The organism is Salibaculum sp. (assembly GCF_035270045.1).
Taxonomy (GTDB): domain Bacteria; phylum Pseudomonadota; class Alphaproteobacteria; order Rhodobacterales; family Rhodobacteraceae; genus Salibaculum.
The window spans coordinates 39,127-56,331 of the sequence record NZ_DATFIP010000049.1 but is presented as its reverse complement, the minus strand read 5'-3'; the positions used below and the strand labels follow the sequence as shown (position 1 = coordinate 56,331).

13 protein-coding genes are annotated in these 17,205 nt (G+C 65.1%); 10 read left to right on the top strand and 3 right to left on the bottom strand.

The window, feature by feature from the left end:
* Positions 1–10: 10 nt before the first annotated feature.
* The 4 genes from VJ897_RS08025 (at position 11) to VJ897_RS08010 (ending at position 3,989) form a co-directional block, all read left to right on the top strand.
* Entirely contained in the window at positions 11–1,426 is a 1,416-nt protein-coding gene (locus tag VJ897_RS08025) for an IS4 family transposase (RefSeq protein WP_324054901.1), read from the top strand.
* Between the two features lie 36 nt (positions 1,427–1,462).
* Entirely contained in the window at positions 1,463–2,698 is a 1,236-nt protein-coding gene (locus VJ897_RS08020; protein ID WP_527251209.1) for a PAAR domain-containing contractile injection system baseplate protein, read from the top strand.
* Entirely contained in the window at positions 2,695–3,192 is a 498-nt protein-coding gene (locus VJ897_RS08015; RefSeq protein WP_324054897.1) for an ankyrin repeat domain-containing protein, read from the top strand. Before VJ897_RS08020 ends, VJ897_RS08015 begins: the two co-directional genes overlap by 4 nt.
* 215 nt (positions 3,193–3,407) lie before the next feature.
* Positions 3,408–3,989, top strand: a complete 582-nt coding sequence (locus tag VJ897_RS08010) for a hypothetical protein (protein WP_324054895.1) — start codon at positions 3,408–3,410, stop codon at positions 3,987–3,989.
* Between the two features lie 114 nt (positions 3,990–4,103).
* On the opposite strand, the gene VJ897_RS08005 is transcribed toward VJ897_RS08010, so the two are convergent.
* Genes VJ897_RS08005 through VJ897_RS07995 form a run of 3 tightly spaced genes read right to left on the bottom strand, consistent with a single transcriptional unit; the run spans position 4,104 to position 6,462 of the window.
* Entirely contained in the window at positions 4,104–4,697 is a 594-nt protein-coding gene (locus VJ897_RS08005) for an invasion associated locus B family protein (protein ID WP_324054893.1), read from the bottom strand.
* A gap of 20 nt (positions 4,698–4,717) precedes the next feature.
* On the bottom strand, positions 4,718–5,644 hold the full coding sequence (locus tag VJ897_RS08000; RefSeq protein ID WP_324054891.1) for a polysaccharide deacetylase family protein: 927 nt from the start codon (positions 5,642–5,644) through the stop codon (positions 4,718–4,720).
* Entirely contained in the window at positions 5,641–6,462 is an 822-nt protein-coding gene (locus VJ897_RS07995; protein ID WP_324054889.1) for a formyltransferase family protein, read from the bottom strand. Before VJ897_RS07995 ends, VJ897_RS08000 begins: the two co-directional genes overlap by 4 nt.
* Positions 6,463–6,611: 149 nt before the next feature.
* Here VJ897_RS07995 and tssK point away from each other — a divergent pair, with 149 nt between their 5' ends.
* From tssK to VJ897_RS07965, 6 genes are all read left to right on the top strand, one after another.
* On the top strand, positions 6,612–7,946 hold the full coding sequence (tssK, locus tag VJ897_RS07990; RefSeq protein ID WP_324054888.1) for a type VI secretion system baseplate subunit TssK: 1,335 nt from the start codon (positions 6,612–6,614) through the stop codon (positions 7,944–7,946).
* 395 nt (positions 7,947–8,341) lie between these two features.
* Positions 8,342–9,646 (top strand): type VI secretion system protein TssL, long form, encoded by a 1,305-nt coding sequence (gene tssL / locus VJ897_RS07985; RefSeq protein ID WP_324054886.1) that lies wholly within the window; start codon positions 8,342–8,344, stop codon positions 9,644–9,646.
* Positions 9,647–9,671: 25 nt separating this feature from the next.
* Positions 9,672–13,304 (top strand): type VI secretion system membrane subunit TssM, encoded by a 3,633-nt coding sequence (gene tssM, locus VJ897_RS07980; protein ID WP_324054884.1) that lies wholly within the window; start codon positions 9,672–9,674, stop codon positions 13,302–13,304.
* A gap of 10 nt (positions 13,305–13,314) precedes the next feature.
* On the top strand, positions 13,315–14,433 hold the full coding sequence (gene tagF / locus VJ897_RS07975) for a type VI secretion system-associated protein TagF (protein WP_324054882.1): 1,119 nt from the start codon (positions 13,315–13,317) through the stop codon (positions 14,431–14,433).
* Positions 14,430–15,215 carry a PP2C family protein-serine/threonine phosphatase gene (locus VJ897_RS07970; protein ID WP_324054880.1) on the top strand — a complete coding sequence of 262 codons (786 nt, stop codon included), beginning with the start codon at positions 14,430–14,432 and terminating at the stop codon, positions 15,213–15,215. The genes tagF and VJ897_RS07970 overlap by 4 nt, the downstream gene beginning before the upstream one ends.
* Positions 15,212–17,203, top strand: coding sequence for a serine/threonine-protein kinase (locus tag VJ897_RS07965; RefSeq protein WP_324054878.1), 1,992 nt, complete (start codon positions 15,212–15,214; stop codon positions 17,201–17,203). Before VJ897_RS07970 ends, VJ897_RS07965 begins: the two co-directional genes overlap by 4 nt.
* Positions 17,204–17,205: the final 2 nt, after the last annotated feature.

Here is a 17,205-nt window from a genome sequence, read left to right as displayed (position 1 = left end):
AGGTGCGGACATGGGACAGAATTGGGTGGAGACGGAAACTGCCGGATGCAATCTGGGTGATGCCCGGCTGAACAGGCGGCTTGAGGCAATGCTCGAGGCTCTCGGAGAGCGTCCGGGGAAATCGTTGCCCACAGCATTTCAGGACTGGTCGAACACCAAGGCCGCCTACCGCTTCTTTTCCAACGGGAATGTCAGCGAGGACAAGATCCTCGAGGGCCATTTCGCCGCCTCTGCCCTACGCATCCGGGCAACCGGTGGTCCGATTCTGATCTTGCAGGACACGACGGAGTTTTCCTTCAAGCGCGCCGCGCCGGAAAAGGTCGGGTTCACAAAGGTTTCGACTGGACGAAAACTGAAGGAGGGCCGCCATCAGAAACATGCGGTCTGTGGGCTCCTGATGCATGCCAGCATGGCCATCACGCCGGACGGGCTGCCGCTCGGCCTGACGGCGGCGAAATTCTGGTCGCGCAGCAAGTTCAAGGGAACCGCCGCCCTTGAACGCAAGATCAATCCGACCCGGGTGCCGATCGAACAGAAGGAAAGCATGCGCTGGCTCGACAATCTGCGCCTGTCCACCGAACTGTCTGGGGCGCCGGAGCGCTGCGTGCATGTCGGTGATCGGGAAAGCGACATCTACGAACTCTATTGCCTGGCCGAGGAACTCGGGACCGGGTTCCTGGTGCGCAGCTGCGTCGATCGTCTGGCGGAGGATGGCGGCACGACCATTGCCAAGGTGATGGCAGAGGTGCAGTCCAGCGGCACCCACGAGGTCCGGTTCCGCGATGCGCAGGGCAAGGATCATTGCGCCGTGCTCTCGGTCCGGCACGCTACGATGACGGTCCGCCCGCCGATCGGAAAGCAGCGGAAATACAGGCATCAGGATCTCCAGATTATCTATGCCGAAGAGCTCGATCCGCCAGAAGACCGGGCGCCCGTCTTCTGGAAGCTGATCACGAACTTGCCGGTGGCAACCCACGCGGACGCCGTCCACAAGCTCGAATGGTATGCGCTGCGCTGGAAAATCGAGACATTCTTCCGGACCCTGAAGACCGGGTGCCGGATCGAGGAGCTGCGCTTGGCCACGGCTGATCGACTAGCAAACTGTATCGCGCTGTGCTGCGTCGTGGCATGGCGCGTGTCCTGGCTAACAATGCTGAGCCGTGAGGCACCGAAAGTATCACCTGCTGCCGTCTTCACCGACGCCGAGCGTCACCTGCTCGAACGCACCACGCCCGAAAGCAAACAAGAGGGTCCGCGCGACCTCGACTTCTATGTCAGGATCGTCGCGCGGCTCGGCGGCTATCTCGATCGAACCTCCGATGCGCCACCAGGCACCACCGTTATATGGCGCGGCCTCTCCCGCCTCGCCGACCTTGTCGAAGGCGCGCGCATCGCAGAAACACCGTCATCGGAGACATATGGGTAACTGCAAGGGCTCCCGGCCGATTACAGTCCGGGATGCATGACAAGCGATTCGTATCCTGCTAACCTCTCACCGCACCTTGACGGAGTGCTCATCTTGCCGCCTGCCGCCAGAATATCGGATATGCATGTCTGCCCGCTGGTTGACCCGGGGCCCAAGCCGCATGTCGGCGGGCCGGTGGTCGCCGGCGCGCCGACGGTTCTCGTCGCAGGCATGCCGCAGGCCAGAATGGGCGATCAGTGCACCTGTGCCGGACCGCCCGACGTGATCATGAAGGGCAGCCCGACTGTCTTCGTCGGCGGCAAGCCGGCCGCACGACTGGGTGACACGACCGCGCACGGCGGGTCGATCACGATGGGCGCACCCACTGTGCTCATCGGCGAGGTGGGGACGGCAGCGGTGCCGCCCTCCGGGCCCGCCCTGCTGTCGCCGATATGCCAGCAACTGGCAGACGCAATGGCCGACAATCAGGCCGCGCGTGACAACGCGCTTCTGGCCAGCGCGGCCTATGGCGACCCGGACGCCGAACTGCCGGAAAACACGCGCCGGGCGACGCAGGAGGACCTCATGGCCCTCGATCTGCATGATGGCGAACACGACCTCACCAGCTTGAATGACAGCAATTTCCGCTCGGAGGTTTTCGTGCAAACCGATCCGGCCTCTGGACGGGAAAATTATGTGGTCGCATTCAAGGGCACGGACATGCTGAGTGGTGAGGACTGGTCCACCAATGCCCGGCAGGGCCTGGGACGCGAGACAGCCTACTACAACCAGGCAATGGAGATCGGCACGACGGCAAACGATGCCGCGCCTGGTCGAGTGAGTTTCGTCGGCCATTCCCTGGGTGGTGGGCTGGCCTCGGCGGCCTCGGCTGCGACGGGTGCCCCTGGACATACCTTCAACGCGGCGGGGCTGCATCCCAGAACGGTGGAACGTTACGGTGCCGAGATCGCCGACGATCTGCCGGTGGAGGCCTATTTCGTGGACGGCGACATACTGAACGCGTCTCAGGACAACACACCGATTCCGCCTGCAGTCGGCAACCGCCGGCCGCTGCCGCCCGCGCGTGAGAGCGTCTGGACGGATTATGCCGGTGGGGCCGGGGGCGCTGTCCTGGGGGCTTTCAAGGGCGGTTTTGGGGCTGTTGCGGGCGGGGCGGCGGGCCATGCGGCGGCGCGTGGCGGCCGCCTTCACATGATGGACGCGGTTCACCGTGCACTCGATGCCCAGACGCAGGGTATCACCGAACAGCAGGACGCGAACGGATGCCCATGACCAGACCCAGGTTGATTTGGCAGCGTGCGCTGGTTGTTCTGGCTATCGTTATTGGATTCGGAGGCTGGGCCATGTCGGATGAGAAAGTGGATATCGAGGCGCTTGGACCTGACGGGTTGCCGGGCATCTTCTGGCTCATCAAGCAGGAAGATATGGCCGGCATGGCCGATTGGATCGAGGCCGGCGGCGATATCGAGGCGCGCGGCTACCACGGAGCGAGCCCGGCGTTGGCTGCTGCAGTGGTCGAGAACTGGCCCGCGGTGCATTGGTTGCTTGAGAACGGCGCGCGGGTCCAGGTTGCTGATGGCCGCGGTTACACGCTTGCCTTTCTGGCAGCGCGCTCAAGGGTCGACCCGGAAGGCCGTTATGGCAAGGCGCTGGCAGACGTGAGGTCAATTCTCGCTGGGCGCGGGCTGCTCGAAGAGATCTACCAGCCTGCAGCTGTGAAGCGGATGCGCGCGGATGGAACCTGGCCCCCGGCGGAATATCGCTGAGGTCTCTGCGTTCTGATCGTATGATGGTCTGTAAGCGCCGAGGGTACCATAACACATTGCAGGATATGGGAAATCGGGCCATGTGGAAATCCGGGTCGACTGCGCTTGCTAACGGTTCAACGACGCATGACGCAACTCCAAGGCAGCACCCTTTCGTGAAGAGCCCAACTGTGCTAAGTATACCTTAGGGGGCCTAGCAAAGGCAGGCACGAATCATGACCGCACAATTCAATATTCAAGACGCCAGATCGTCGCGCGGGTCGCAGCGGCGCAATATAGCTGCGGCCGTCTCCATGGCGGCTTTCGCAGTTGTTGGCACAGCAGGCATGGCTTGGTCGGCACTTTCCATGGCGCTCGACTCGCCGCTGGAATTGCGCAAGGCAAGTGATTCAATGGCGTCTCACGTTTCGGGTCCGAAAGGACAAGAGGCCATCGAGGGTTTTGCAGAGGGGACCCGTGTTCAGGCTGCCACGACAAAACCGGCCCTCCCGTCTGCGCCCATTGTGATCGAAGGGCCGATCCTGTCCACCCGCGGTGAAGCGGCCCTCGCCGCTGCGGCGCAGGATGGTCTTTTTTCGCCGTCCTCATCTTTGGCGGATGGGGAAACCGTGCCGGTGGGTGTGGCCAGCCCGGTAAGCGAGAGCACGCCACGCCCGGCGCCGCGCCCGGAGGCGCAGGTCCCCCCGGTCGTGCAAGCCTCAACCATCGTGGTGACGACCCAGCAGCCAGTCGAAACGGCGACTTCCGAAGAAGAGTCGCGACTTGAGCGGCTCTGGACGACGGGCGTCTTCCGTTAGAATTCAAGCGTTTCTGAAAAGTGCACTTGTGCCGCTTGGCACATAGATGGCGTTGTTTGCACTGCGCGGAGGTTGCGCCCGCTTGGTCGGCTTGGGTGATCGCTGTGTTCCGTATCAGCCGTCCTGAAGCGCGTTCAGTCTGTTGAAGGCTGCCGTGAATCCCATGAAGGAAACCGGGATTCCGAAGGCCTCGCCGTTGCGCGTCACCGCCTGGATTTGCCCCTCTACGCCGGCGCGCATGGCGGTGATGTCCTGGGGCTCGAGCACGGCTAGCACCACGCATCCATTGTTCAGACAGGTGTCAAAGCCGAAGGGCCCGAACACCGTCTCGCCAACAGCGATCTGTACGCCCTCGGCAAGCCGCAGTCCGAACGGTAGCACGAGGACACCGACCAGGTCGCCGTCGGTGTTGTAACGCAAGGAGAACAACAACACGTTGCGTCCCGTCTCGTCATGGCTGACTTGCTGCAGCATCTCGCAAACGCGGCCGGTCTCCGGACGCATCTCGCATTGCACGGTCCAATCGCGAAAGGTTTCGCGCAGCGCGTCGGGCGCGCTGTCCTGTGCCTGCGCTTGAACGCCCGGGAACAGGGCAAGAAGAACGGCAAAGCCGGTCGCGCGGAACTGGTGCAGAATCATGGAAACCTCTGGTGTCACGGTGGTGCCGAAGGAAAGCGTGCTGTCATGGTGGCCAAAACCGCGCGCCAAGGCAATGGGGGCGCCGGATGTCAGCTTGCCGCGCCATGGCGGAAGCTGTTGCAGTCGTGACGCGGCAGGAAGTGGCGTGCCGATTGATGGTCCAGATCTGTTATGTCGCGCGGCTCGACATTGAATGCAAATGCCACGTCATTGTCACCAAGCGCCGCCAGCGTTGCCGCGTCGAAGCTATGGAATCCGCCGTAGGGATGGGCGTAACTGCGCACCGGGGGCGAACAGACCGCATCGAGGCATTCCAGGCAGTCGGTTATTTCCCGTCCCTGCGCGGCGGGGTCGAGCTTGCTCATCACGGGGTGACGGACCGTATGCCCTCCGATCATCATTCCGCCCGCCTGCATCTGTCGCAAATGCTCGGGCCTCACGTAAAACGCGTCGCAATCGAAGGTCAGGCCGAACTCGGCCCTCAGGGCGTCGATCACGTCCCCTCGATGCGCCTCGTCGAGAAAATAGTTGAGCAGCCGCTTGGCCTCGGTCACGCCGGGAGCATTGTGCTGGGTGGTATAGGTGGCCTCGCGGAAGGCATCGCGCCGGGCGTGGGGGATCATGCTCTCGTCGACCATGGCGCGAGCGCGGTCGAAAAGGTCCGGGCCGGATACCGTGCCGCAAAGAAGGTGGACCTTGTGAACATCGAGCATACGGCCCTGCTCATAGGGTTGAGTCGAGACGTAGAACATTCCCCACAAACCCCTTGCGCGCAGCTCGGGAAAGACATGGGTGTAATGGCAGGACATCGCGTCATCGAAGGTAAGAATGATCTTGCCCGGCGTCCGGGGCATCTCGCCGAGGGTCACGAAGGCATCCCATTCAGCACGTGTGACGAAGCCGTATTCGCGCGCGAACATGTCCAACTGGCGCCGGAAATTTGCGATGTCGAGAAACCGGAAATGCGGCCGAGCCGCGTCGTAGTCGCGAACATAGTGATACATGATGGCCTTCATGCAAGGCTCTCCAGCGTTCGGTTGCGCACCAGCGGGGCGGGCTGTGCGCGGTCGCTACCCGACAGGTGGGATTCGATCATGCCGTCGCGGAAATTCCGATAGAGCCTGGCGCAGGCCTCAGCATCGAATTCTGCTTGCCTGTAAAGCCGGCCCTGCTCCGGGTCAGGTTGCGACGGATCGTCGAGCGAACCGAAATGTGCGGCGAGGTCGGCATAACAACCTGTCATATCGCGGATCAGGCGGTTGCCGATACTGTGCGGGCTGTCGCCCAGCGCGATCCCGGCACGGATCTGGTGCAGGATGTGGCCGGTGTCAATGCCGGCGTCGATATGCATGAAGGTCGCGCCGACCATGTGCGGCTTGCCCTCGATCAATGGCCAGACATTGGTGCCGCTACCCCGGTACCAGGGCGACAGGCCCAGGTGCACGTTCAGGAACCGGCCGACGAAGCGGTCCAGCAGCGGTCCCCGGACGATCGAGGCCCCGTAGCAGAGGATCAGGTCAGGGGCGGCATCCGTCACGAGCGCAACCACGTCGGGACTATTGATCGCGCCCTTGGGGATTTGGCGCGGATGCGACTCGTCTGGCAGATGCCCGGCCACCTCTGCGAAGAAATCCGTTTCGGCTTGGTCACGGGCCTCGGCATGCCATCGTTCAAGGGGACTGGCATCGGCCCTTGCCCGGGTGCGAGCGCCAAGGCTCTTCTCGATGCCCTCGCAGACTGAAAGCACCACGTCAAAGCGCGGGTCCAGTGACATGCGGATGCGAAAATAGCGATGACGCAACTCGTCACCGGTCAGGATAACGATGCGGGTCATGCCGCCGTTTTCCGCGTCGGGCGGCTGAAAGCCCTATTTTGGCGAAAAATTCCTTGGAAGGAAACGGATTGGCGTGTCATTGATTTCAACACAGTGAATTCTTTAACCTGTCTTGCAACCAATGGCATAAGTCGAAAGGCGATACCACCATGTCCTGGCACAGCAAGGTCGCCTGGAAGGAAGGTCTCTTCCTTCAGGCGCATCACTTGCAGCAGAGCGACCGCTACATGGAGCATTTGCTGGAGCAGCGGAGCCGCTACAGCGCGCCATACCCGTGGGGGTTCTCGCAACTTGAAATCGACTCCGACCTGTCCGAGCAGAACCTGTTCGGCCTGCGCCGCGCGACCGGCATATTCCCGGATGGCCTGGCATTCGATCTGCCGGGGACAAGCGTTCTGCCGCATCCGGTGGCGGTGCCCGACAGCGCCGAGGGGCAATTCGTGTGGCTGACCGTTCCGATGTCGGATGCCAATGGCCGCGAAGTGGGCACCGACGACGAGTCGAGCCGCGCCACCCGCTATGTTCTGGACCGCGAGCGCATCGCCGACAGTGCTGCCGCGATGCGCCTGGAGCATGACCTGGAAATCGCCCACCCGCGCCTGGCTCTGGAGGTGCGCAAGACGCCGAAACCCGGTTACAGTTGCCTCAAGATCGCCCGTATCGTGGAAGTGCGCGACAAGACGATCGTGCTCGATCCTGCCTTCGCTCCGCCGGTGATCACCGTCGATGCCCACGCCGTGGTCTCGGGATGGATAGACAGGGTTGTTGGCTGGGTGGAAACACGTCTGGCCGCCTTGGCCCGCTATGCGGCTGATCCCGGATCTGGTGGCGGCTTGCAGGCCTCGGACTATTCCATGTTGCTGCTTCTCAATCGCGAGATCGGCGGTCTGCGGCACATGCGCGCTTCGCGCTATGTCCACCCCGAACAGCTCTATGTCGCGCTGCTTCGGCTCGCGGGGGAACTGTGGACCTTTGATGCCACGCGTTTATGTCCCGAGTATCCTGCCTATGATCACGATGATCTGGAAGAGACCTTCTCGCCGGTGCTGCGCGACATACAGCGGCTGATCAGCCGCGACATGAGCCGTGCTATTCGTCTCGACCTGCAACAGCCCGTGCCGAATTCCTACATCGCGACGGTCGAGGACCGGAACCTGTTCCGAGATGCCGCCTTCGTCATCGAGGTGGCCGCCGACAAGCCCCTGACCCAGATCCAGCAACAGTTTCCGGTGTTGTGCAAGGTCGGTCCCAATACTCGCATGAGCCAGATCGTGGACAGCAACCTGCCGGGGCTGGAACTTGTTCACATGCCCACCCCGCCGCACCAGATTCGGGCAGTGACCAGCCACGTCTATTTCAGTATCGACAAACGGTCGGAGCTGTGGCGCGAATTCTCGACCGCTTCGGCCATCGGCCTCCATTTCGCCGGCGACTGGCCCGAGCTGGAACTTGAAATCTGGGCAATCATGGAGACCGCGTCATGAGCCAGTCCTCGCCTCCCGGGGGCGGCGGTGACAAGCCCGGAAGGCCGCCCCAGAAGACGGTCATCGCGCCGCTTCCCGGTGGTCGTGGCGGCCAGTCTTCTCAGGGGGCGCAAGGGGGGCAGGGCAACCGTGGCGGTCAGGGTGATCAAGGCGGCGTCTGGTCGCCGGCCGGGGGCGCCACGTCGGACCGGGGATCGGGAGGGGCTGCCGGGTCGAGCGGCGCGCGCCCTCTGCCCTGGAGCACCCCTCAGGGAGGCCAAGGCAGCCCGGCCCCATCCCAGTCCCCGCAGTGGCCGGCGTCAGGGGGCACTGGCCCCGCATCGCTGCCCCCCGCCTCTGCCGGTGGTCAGCACGCATGGATGGGCAGCACCGGTCAGGATCAGTTCTTCCCCGACATGTCGCGCCCCGACCCGACGCCGCAGGCCGCTCCGATCCAGAAGATACCGTTGGAAAGGGCGCTTCAGGGCACAACAACGGGGCATTCTGCGGGCAACAACCCGCTGACGGCCGCGGCCGCGGGTTTGCTCATGCTGCTGGGTCGCCTGCGCAGCCAGGTCGTCGATCTCGATGCCATGCCTCTGATGTCCCATGTGACCCGTGAGATTGACGAATTCGAGGACCGCGCCCGTACCGCAGGGGCCGATCCACAACAGGCCCAGGTTGCCAAGTACGTGTTGTGCGGGACCGCCGACGACATCGTGCAGAACCTACCCGGCACGGATCGCGACGTGTGGGTGCAGTACGCGATGGAAGCGCGCTTTTTCAATCGGCGCACCTCGGGTGTGGGCATCTTCCAGGAGATCGAGCGTGCGCTGGGCGACCCGGCGCGCTGCTACGACTTGCTGGAACTGATGCTGATCTGCCTGCAATTGGGGTTCCAGGGGCAATATCGCGGAGCGCCCGGCGGCGATGTCGACCTGCAGCACATGCGCCGCCGCGTATACGAGACCCTGCGCCGCGTGCGTGCCCGCGATGATGACGATATATCGCCCCATTGGGAGGGGATCGCCACGCCGACCCATCACCAGCGCGGGCGGGTTCCGCTGTGGATCATTGCCAGCCTGGTGCTGGCGGTGCTTTGCGGCGGCTACATCGGGATGCGGGTCTATCTTGCGGGTGATGCAGGCCAGGTTGCCGACCGGATGCGCGACTTGCACCCGGGCGGAACAATCGCACTGGCGCGCGCGTCCACATTGCCGAGCCAGCCGGTTGATCCCGAACCCTACAAGCCGCCCGAATTCGACCCGCCCGACCAGCTGGAACGCATTCGTGATGCCCTCTCCCGGGATATCGAGGCGGGAAACCTTACCGCGGACACCCGCGGCAATTTCATCGCGGTGACGGCCAACAACCTGGTCCTGTTCGACACCGGCAGCGCCGACATCCAGGAAGATTTCGTTCCAATTGCCGGGCGCATCGCCGAGATGCTGCAAGAGGAAACCGGCGACGTGCGGATCGTGGGCCATACCGACAACGTCCCCATGAGCGGGACCGGCCGCTATCGCAACAACCAGGAGCTTTCGGTGGCACGGGCCGAGTCCGTGGCCGAGGTTATCCGGCAGGCCCTTGAAAACCCCGATCGGATCGAGGTGGTCGGTGCCGGGCCGGACGATCCCATTGCCCGCAACGACAGCGCCGACGGCCGCGCCAAGAACCGCCGGGTCGAAATCCTGATCCGCCGAGAGGAGGGCGGGCAATGAGACGCCGAAATCCGGAGGCCCGCGCATGAAGCGTATCCTGCGTCCCCTTTTGATCATCCTGGGGCTGGTCGCCTTCGCTATGGCGGTGTGGTTCGGCGGGCCGCTGGTGGGCATTGCCGATGTCTACATCCTCGCGGGTGTCTGGAGCAGGCTTTTGCTCATCGTGCTGGTCTGGGGCACGGTCGGGCTGTTCTACCTGATCCGCTGGCTACGTCGGCGCCGCGCCGAGAAGGCGCTGGAAGAGGCGATCGTTCCCGAGGGCCCGACGGGCGACGGCGAGGTGCTCGGCGAGAAGCTGCAAGAGGCCCTGTCCGTCCTGCGCCGCTCTTCGGGGTCCTCGGCCTATCTCTATGAGCTGCCCTGGTATGTTATCATCGGCCCGCCCGGTGCGGGCAAAACGACGGCGCTGCTCAACTCGGGCATCCAGTTTCCCCTGGCCGATTCTGGCGGCGGAGCCATGCCGGGCAGCGGCGGCACCCGCTATTGTGACTGGTGGTTCGCCGAAGAGGCGGTCCTGATCGACACCGCCGGGCGCTACACCACCCACGACAGCGACGCCGAGGCCGACCGCGAAAGCTGGATGTCGTTTCTCGACATGCTCAAGAAGAACCGTCCGCGCCAGCCGGTGAACGGGGTCATCGTGGCCATCAGCCTCGAGGATATCCTGCAGGGCGATGCCGACAGCCTTGCCACTCATGCCGCCGCCATCCGTGACCGGCTGATGGAGCTTTACGAGGTCTTCCGCGTCGAGGTTCCGGTCTACGTCCTGTTCACCAAGGCCGACCTCGTGGCCGGATTCACCGAGTTTTTCGGCAGCTTCAGTGCCTCGCGACGTCAGAAGGTCTGGGGTGCCACCTTCCGCCCCGCCAGCCGCAAGGAACCCACGCTGCCGTACGCGGGCGCCGAATTCGACGCGTTGCTGTCACGGCTTTCGGCCGAGGTCACAGACCGAATGAACGAGGAACCCGACGGTGTTGCCCGCATCGCCATCTTCGGCTTTCCCGCGCAGGTCGCCATGCTCAGGGACCGTGTGCTTTCGCTGCTCGACGGTGTCTTCGGGTCGACCCGCTACAAGGTCAACGCGGTCCTGCGCGGGTTCTATTTCACCTCTGGAACGCAGGAAGGCACGCCGATCGACCAGGTGCTGGGCGCGATGGAGCGCAGCTTCGGTGACATGACGGCCGCAGGCGCCGGGGCCTCGGGGCGGGGCAAGAGTTTTTTCCTGCACGACCTTCTGCGCAAGGTGATCTTTGCCGAGGCCGGGTGGGTGTCGCAGGATTCCCGCGCGGTGCGGCGCGAAGGCTTTTTGCGCTATGGCACGATCGCTCTCCTGGTGATCGGGGCGCTGGTGCTCTCGGGGCTTTGGGGCAACAGCCTTTATCGCAACCATAACCTTGTCCGCGGCGCCGAAGCCGCGGTCGCACAATACAGCGACGAGGCCCGGCTGGAGTTGGAGCAGGCCGAGATCGCCGATGCGGACCTGACCCCGGTCCTGCCGCTACTGCGTAACCTCAGCACTCTGCCGACAGGCTATGCCGAACCCGAGGATGCCGGCACCTGGCAGGACGGTTTCGGGCTGAGCCAACGCGACGCACTGGGCGGTGCGGCACAGGCCGCCTATCGTGACGGACTTGAACGGCATCTGCGCCCGCGCCTGATACTGCATGTCGAGAACCGCATCGCCGATGATATCCGCACCAACGACCTGTTGTCGCTTTACGAGGCGCTCAAGGTCTACAAACTGCTCGGCCACGCGGCCCCCGCGCCCGACGACCCCTTCATCGTGGCCTGGTTCGTTGACGAATGGTCGCGCGATCCAGCCTATCGTGGTGCCGGGCCGATGCGCGAGTTGCGCCAGGAAATGGAGGCCCACCTCTGGGCCATGCTCGACCTTTCCGCCACCCAGAGCCAGGCGCGCGTCGACCTGAATGGCGCGCTCGTGGCCCGCGCCGAGCAGATCCTTTCCCTGATGAACCTGGAGGACCAGGCTTGGCTGCTGGTCATGGGCGGCGGTGGCCCGCAGGAGGCCGATCCGTTCAATATCGGCCTTCGCGCCGGGCCGGACGCCAAGCTTGTCTTCGAGACGCTGGACGGGCGCACGCTGGACGAGCTGACCGTGTCGGCCGCTTTCACTTATGCCGGCTTTCACGAGTATTTCCTGCCGCGGCTGGCGGATGTGGCGACCAAGCTGGAGACCGAGCAATGGGTTCTGGGCGCGCGCGCCGAAGCCGCCGATGTGTCGGGCGAGCTGCAACGGCTCGGTCCCGCGATGATGAACCGCTACGCGTTGGAATTCACCAAGGCCTGGAACGCGGCGCTGGACAACCTGCAGCTGCGGCCCATGGCGGCCGGGGCGCCGCAGTTCCTCGCACTCAATGCCGCCTCGGACCCGCGCCAGTCGCCGATCCTGCAACTGGTCGAGGCGATCAACCGCGAGACCCGCCTGACCGCCGGGTTCTCGGAGGAAGGTGGCTTTGGAGCCGGAATGGGTCAGCTTGAGGGCGAGGGTGCCGAGGTTGCCGGCATGGTCGGCGAAGAGGTCATGCGCCGGATGCGCGACCGGGCCTCGGGCATGAGCCGCATCGGCTTTGATGTGCTGTCCAACCGTCGCACCCAGAATCGCGCCTCCTCGGACGGTCAAGGTGACGGACAAGGAGCGGCGGCGCCGCTGCCTGGAGCCAATGTCGAGGCGCAGTTCCGCCGCTGGCACGACCTGACGGAGGACCTGCCCGAGGGTCGCCCGGTAGACGTCCTGCTGGCCGATCTTCAGAACATCTACCGGCTGCTGCTGACCTCGACCGCGGGCGCAGGTCAGGCCCCGGCCAACCTCGGCCAAGAACTGTCGACGCAGGCGGCCCTTCTGACGCGCCACATCTCGCGGTTGCCGCCGCAACTGGCGCGGATGATCCAGCAGGCGGCGGACGAATTCGCCGGGGATGCCGCCAACACGACGCTGGCCGCGCTCAACGAAAAGCTCAACAACGAGGTCACGCAGGTCTGCGAGGCGCTTATCCCGGACAGCTATCCCTTTGACGGGCGTGCCAATCGAGACTTGCCCGTGGCCGAATTCGCCCGGCTCTTTTCCCCGGGTGGCGTGATCGACGGCTTCTTCAAGCAAGAGCTCCTGCCTCATGCCAACATCGGCAGTGAGGACTGGGAATGGAAGTCCGACAGCCCGCTGGGCAGCCAGATGTCGCCCGCCACACTGGCCCAGTTCCAGCGTGCGGCGGCGATCCGGGACGCCTATTTTCCCGCCGGCAATTCCATACCGGGCTTTGACGTGACGATCCGGCAAACGGCGCTGCACCCCGACGCCGACGCTGCGCTACTCGAGATCAACGGCCAGGTGATTACGACCCAGCAATCCGGCAGCCTGGCGCAAAGCCTGTTCTGGCCCGCCGGTGGCGGCGGCGGGTCCGCCTCGGTGCAGTTGTCGCCGGAACTGCGCGGGCGCGAATCGGAGAAGCGCGTGGCGCCTGGACCCTGGGCGCTGATGCGGCTTATCAACAGTGGGCGTCCACGGCCCTCGGGGTCATCGGTCAACATCCGGCTGGACGTGGGCGGACGCTACGTGGCCTACAATATCAACGCCGCCGCGTCGAAAAATCCGTTCTTCCTGCGTGAACTCTGGGATTTCCGATGTCCGCGCGGTTTGTAGGGGGGAGCGCATGGTGAACACGACCGACGATCCACGAAAGGACGCGCCCGAGACGAAGGACGGGGCCGAGGTGGCGGCGGAAATCGGCGTCACCGATCAGACAGGCACCGGGGAGGACCACGGCGGCTCCCCTGAGGTGTCCGACGACGCGACGGAAGAAACCAGAGGCGATGCCCCCGCCAATGCAGAGCCCGACCCGATCGCTGCGCCGGTCGAGCCGGACACCGAAGACCCGGCAGCTCCATCCGGCGCCACGGTGACGGACGGCTCGGACACCGCAGCGTCGACGGCCTGGATGCCGGAGGCGCCCGACCCCGAACCCTTCGACCAGACACCCTTCGCTCCCGTGTCCGACAGTGTTGAACCCTGCGAGGCCGGGCTCTTCGGCAAGCTACCCGCCCGCGGCGATTTCATCGCACGCGCCTTGGATCGTGACCTGATGCGGGCGCTAGAGGACTGGCTGCTGCCCTTGGTCCAGGGCACCCGGGATGTTCTGGGCCAGGGCTGGGCCACGGCCTGGGGCCAGGCCCCGGCCTGGCGGTTCTGGATCGGTCCCGGTGTCCTTGCGGGCGAGTGGCAGCACGATTTCCGGGGCCATGCCCGAAAGGCGAGCGGGGCGATCACGGGCGTGCTTCTGCCCTCGGCGGACAAGCAAGGCCGGTTATTCCCGCTGGCGGTGATCCTGGCCGACAGCCACGCGCGACTGATGCCGCCGCCGGTGCTGGCACCGCCCGACCGCACCTTCTACGCGGCCTGTGACGCGCTGTTGCATGGTGCCCGCGATGGCCGCGACCTGGCCGCTGTCGAGTCTGATCTTGCCGCGCTGGCGGCCCCGCGCCGGACCCAGATGGCCGAAGCGATGGAGGACCTGCTGGTACAGCAATCCCTTTGGGCGCAGACGACGACGCATGATGCCGAAGGTAACAGCGGCGTCTGGGCCGATATCCGTGCCAGCGATCATCAATTGGCCGCCGCCAACCGCAGCTATTGGTGGGTCGAGGTTGCCGGGGCGCCCGATACCTCGGGGCCGACAAGCGTGCTCAGCCTTGCGGGGTTGCCCGACCCTGAAACTTTTGCCTTCATGTTGACGGACGCGGTGCCCCGCCCGCCGGAAAGTGAGAAACCATGAACAACACGCGATACCGTTTCGAGACCGGTGCCGTGACCCACAGCGGGTGCGTGCGAGACCACAACGAGGACCGCTTCCTTGCCGCATCGGAACAGGGCATCTGGCTCGTGGCCGACGGGATGGGCGGGCATTTTGGCGGCGACCTTGCTGCACAGATGATCGTCGACCGTGCCGAATCGGTCAGCCGCGCATCAAGCGCGCCGGACCTGAACGCGCGGTTCCGAGACCGGATCGTGCAGGCGAACCAGGACATTCGGGACCATTCCGCTCGCAATGATGGCGCCACGATCGGGGCCACGTTGGCCACGCTGCTGATCCATGAGTCGAATTTCGCCGGTATATGGTGCGGCGACAGCCGCCTCTATCGCCTGCGCGACGGTGCCCTGACCCAGCTGAGCCGCGATCACACCGAGGTGCAGGAGTTGCTCGACTCCGGCGCGATCACCGCCGAACAGGCCGAGACCTGGCCGCGCAAGAACGTGATTACCCGTGCCATCGGCGTCGAGGCCGAGGCGGACCTGGATCATGTCTCCGGTGATCTGCGCGACCGAGACACGTTCCTCCTGTGCTCCGACGGGCTGACAGGCCACATGGCCGATGACGAGATCGCAGCGATCATGCGGGGCCGGTCCTCGCAAGCGGCCTGTGACGCACTTTTGGAGGAAACGCTTCAGCGGGGGGCCAGTGACAACGTGACCCTGATCATCGTGCGCTGTGCTCACAAGACCATGGTAAGCGACGATGACATCGCCGGGCGTGAATTCGAGGGGCGCCGGGCATGACCTCGCAACCCCCCAACGGCACGACGCCCCCCGGGAACGGTGACAACGGCAGCGATGGCGGCAACGCGGCAGGGCACCAGTTGACGCATGGACCGATCCAATTGTCGGCGGGGACGGTCCTGATCGGCACATACGAGATCGTCGCGCATATAAACACCGGCGGCATGGGCGAGATCTATCGTGGCCGTAACATCCACAACGACGAACCCGTCGCGATCAAGATCGTGCTGCCCGCGCTGGCGCATGACCAGAAGATCCTGTCGTTGTTCCAGAAGGAATCCACCGTCCTGCGGCGCGTCGCCCATGACGCGATCGTTCGCTACGAGGTCTTCACGATCGACCCGGGAATCGGCCGGCCCTGCCTCGTGATGGAATACGTCGAGGGGGTGGCGCTGAGCGATCACACCGAGGGGCGCCCGCTGCCCGAGCAGGAGGTTCTGTCCCTGGTTGTCCGCCTTGCGGATGGCTTGCAGGTGGCACATCGCGCCGGGGTCGTGCACCGGGACCTGTCGCCGGACAATGTCATCCTGCGTGACGGCAACGTGGACACCTCCAAGATCATCGATTTCGGCATCGCCAAGGAAACCACCTCGGGCGGCGGCACACTGATCGGGGGCCAGTTCGCTGGCAAGCCGGGCTATGTCGCGCCCGAACAACTGGGTCTTTATGATGCTCACGTCACCGAGCAGGCCGACGTATACAGCCTTGGTCTGCTTGCCGCGGCCGCGGCATTGGGCCGACCGCTCGACATGGGTGACAGCCCGGCCGATGCGGTCCGCGCCCGCATGGACGTGCCCGACCTTTCAGCCCTGCCCGAGCGGCTCAGAGGTCTCCTGGGGTGGATGTTGCAGCCCGACCCGGGCCAGCGACCGGCGGGAATGCCCGGGGTGATCGCTGCGGTGGGGCAGATGAGTCATCCGCCGCAGATGCCCCCGCAGCGCTCGCAGGGGCCACAGCCGATGTCGGTACCACCGGCATCAACACCAGCAGGCACCAGCCCGCCCGCGTCCGTGCCGCCGGGCACGGCGGCGCCCGCGACGTCGGCCGCCCCGGTCTCGGAACTCCGGGTCAGCGAGGAAGGCGCGAGCCCGTTCGGCCCGCCGCCCGCGGCGACCGCGACTCCGGCCGAGGCCGCACCGGCCCCACCTGAACAGAAGCGCCGCGGTGGCGTGACGCGCGTTCTTGCGATCCTCGTCTTGCTGGGGTCGCTGGGGGTGGGCGGCGCCTGGTATGCGGGGGTCCTGCCCGTCGAGAGCCTGAGTCAGATCGCCGTGCCCGACACGCCTGATCCACCCCAGCCGGACCCGGCTGCCCAGCGCGACTGGCTGGAGGCCCGTTTCGACACCTACACCGGTGATTGCCGACACTTGCAGCCCGCGGCCTCGGTGCCGGCCGGGACCGAGGGCTTGCCGATCCAGGGGTTCGCCCTCCAGAACGCTGCATTCGATGGGCTGCGGGCTGATTTCGCCGCGGCACTTGGCACCGACCCTGCGCTTGCTGTTACCTCGGTGCCCGAGGCTCAGTGCGCGACGCTGGATTTCGTCGCCGGCGCCGCGCAGCCCTTCGCGGCCGGAACCGCCCCGTCGGTCCTGCCGGCACAGGACAGCCTGCCGGTGGATGCCGCGCTGGAGGGCAGGCTGTCGGGGATTGACGAGGGCGCCGTAGCACTGCTTCTGATCGGGCCGACTGGCCGCTTGCAGAACGTCACCGGCGAGATGGGCGCTGACGGCGTATTCTCGCTGCCACCACGACGGTTGCGGGTGCCGCAAGCCGCCGACCTTGGGGCCGATGCGCCGTTCCTGCTGTTGGCACTGCGCAGCGCGATGCCGCTGGATACGGTTTCGCTGATCCCTGAAAATGCCGTGCTGCCCGCTGACCAGGTAGGCGAATTCTGGCGTTTTCTTGGGCAGGACATCGCGCGGCAGGGCGAAGAGAGCGAGGGATCAGAGGTTCGCGCCACGCTATCCGCGGTGCGGCTCGGCCGTTGATC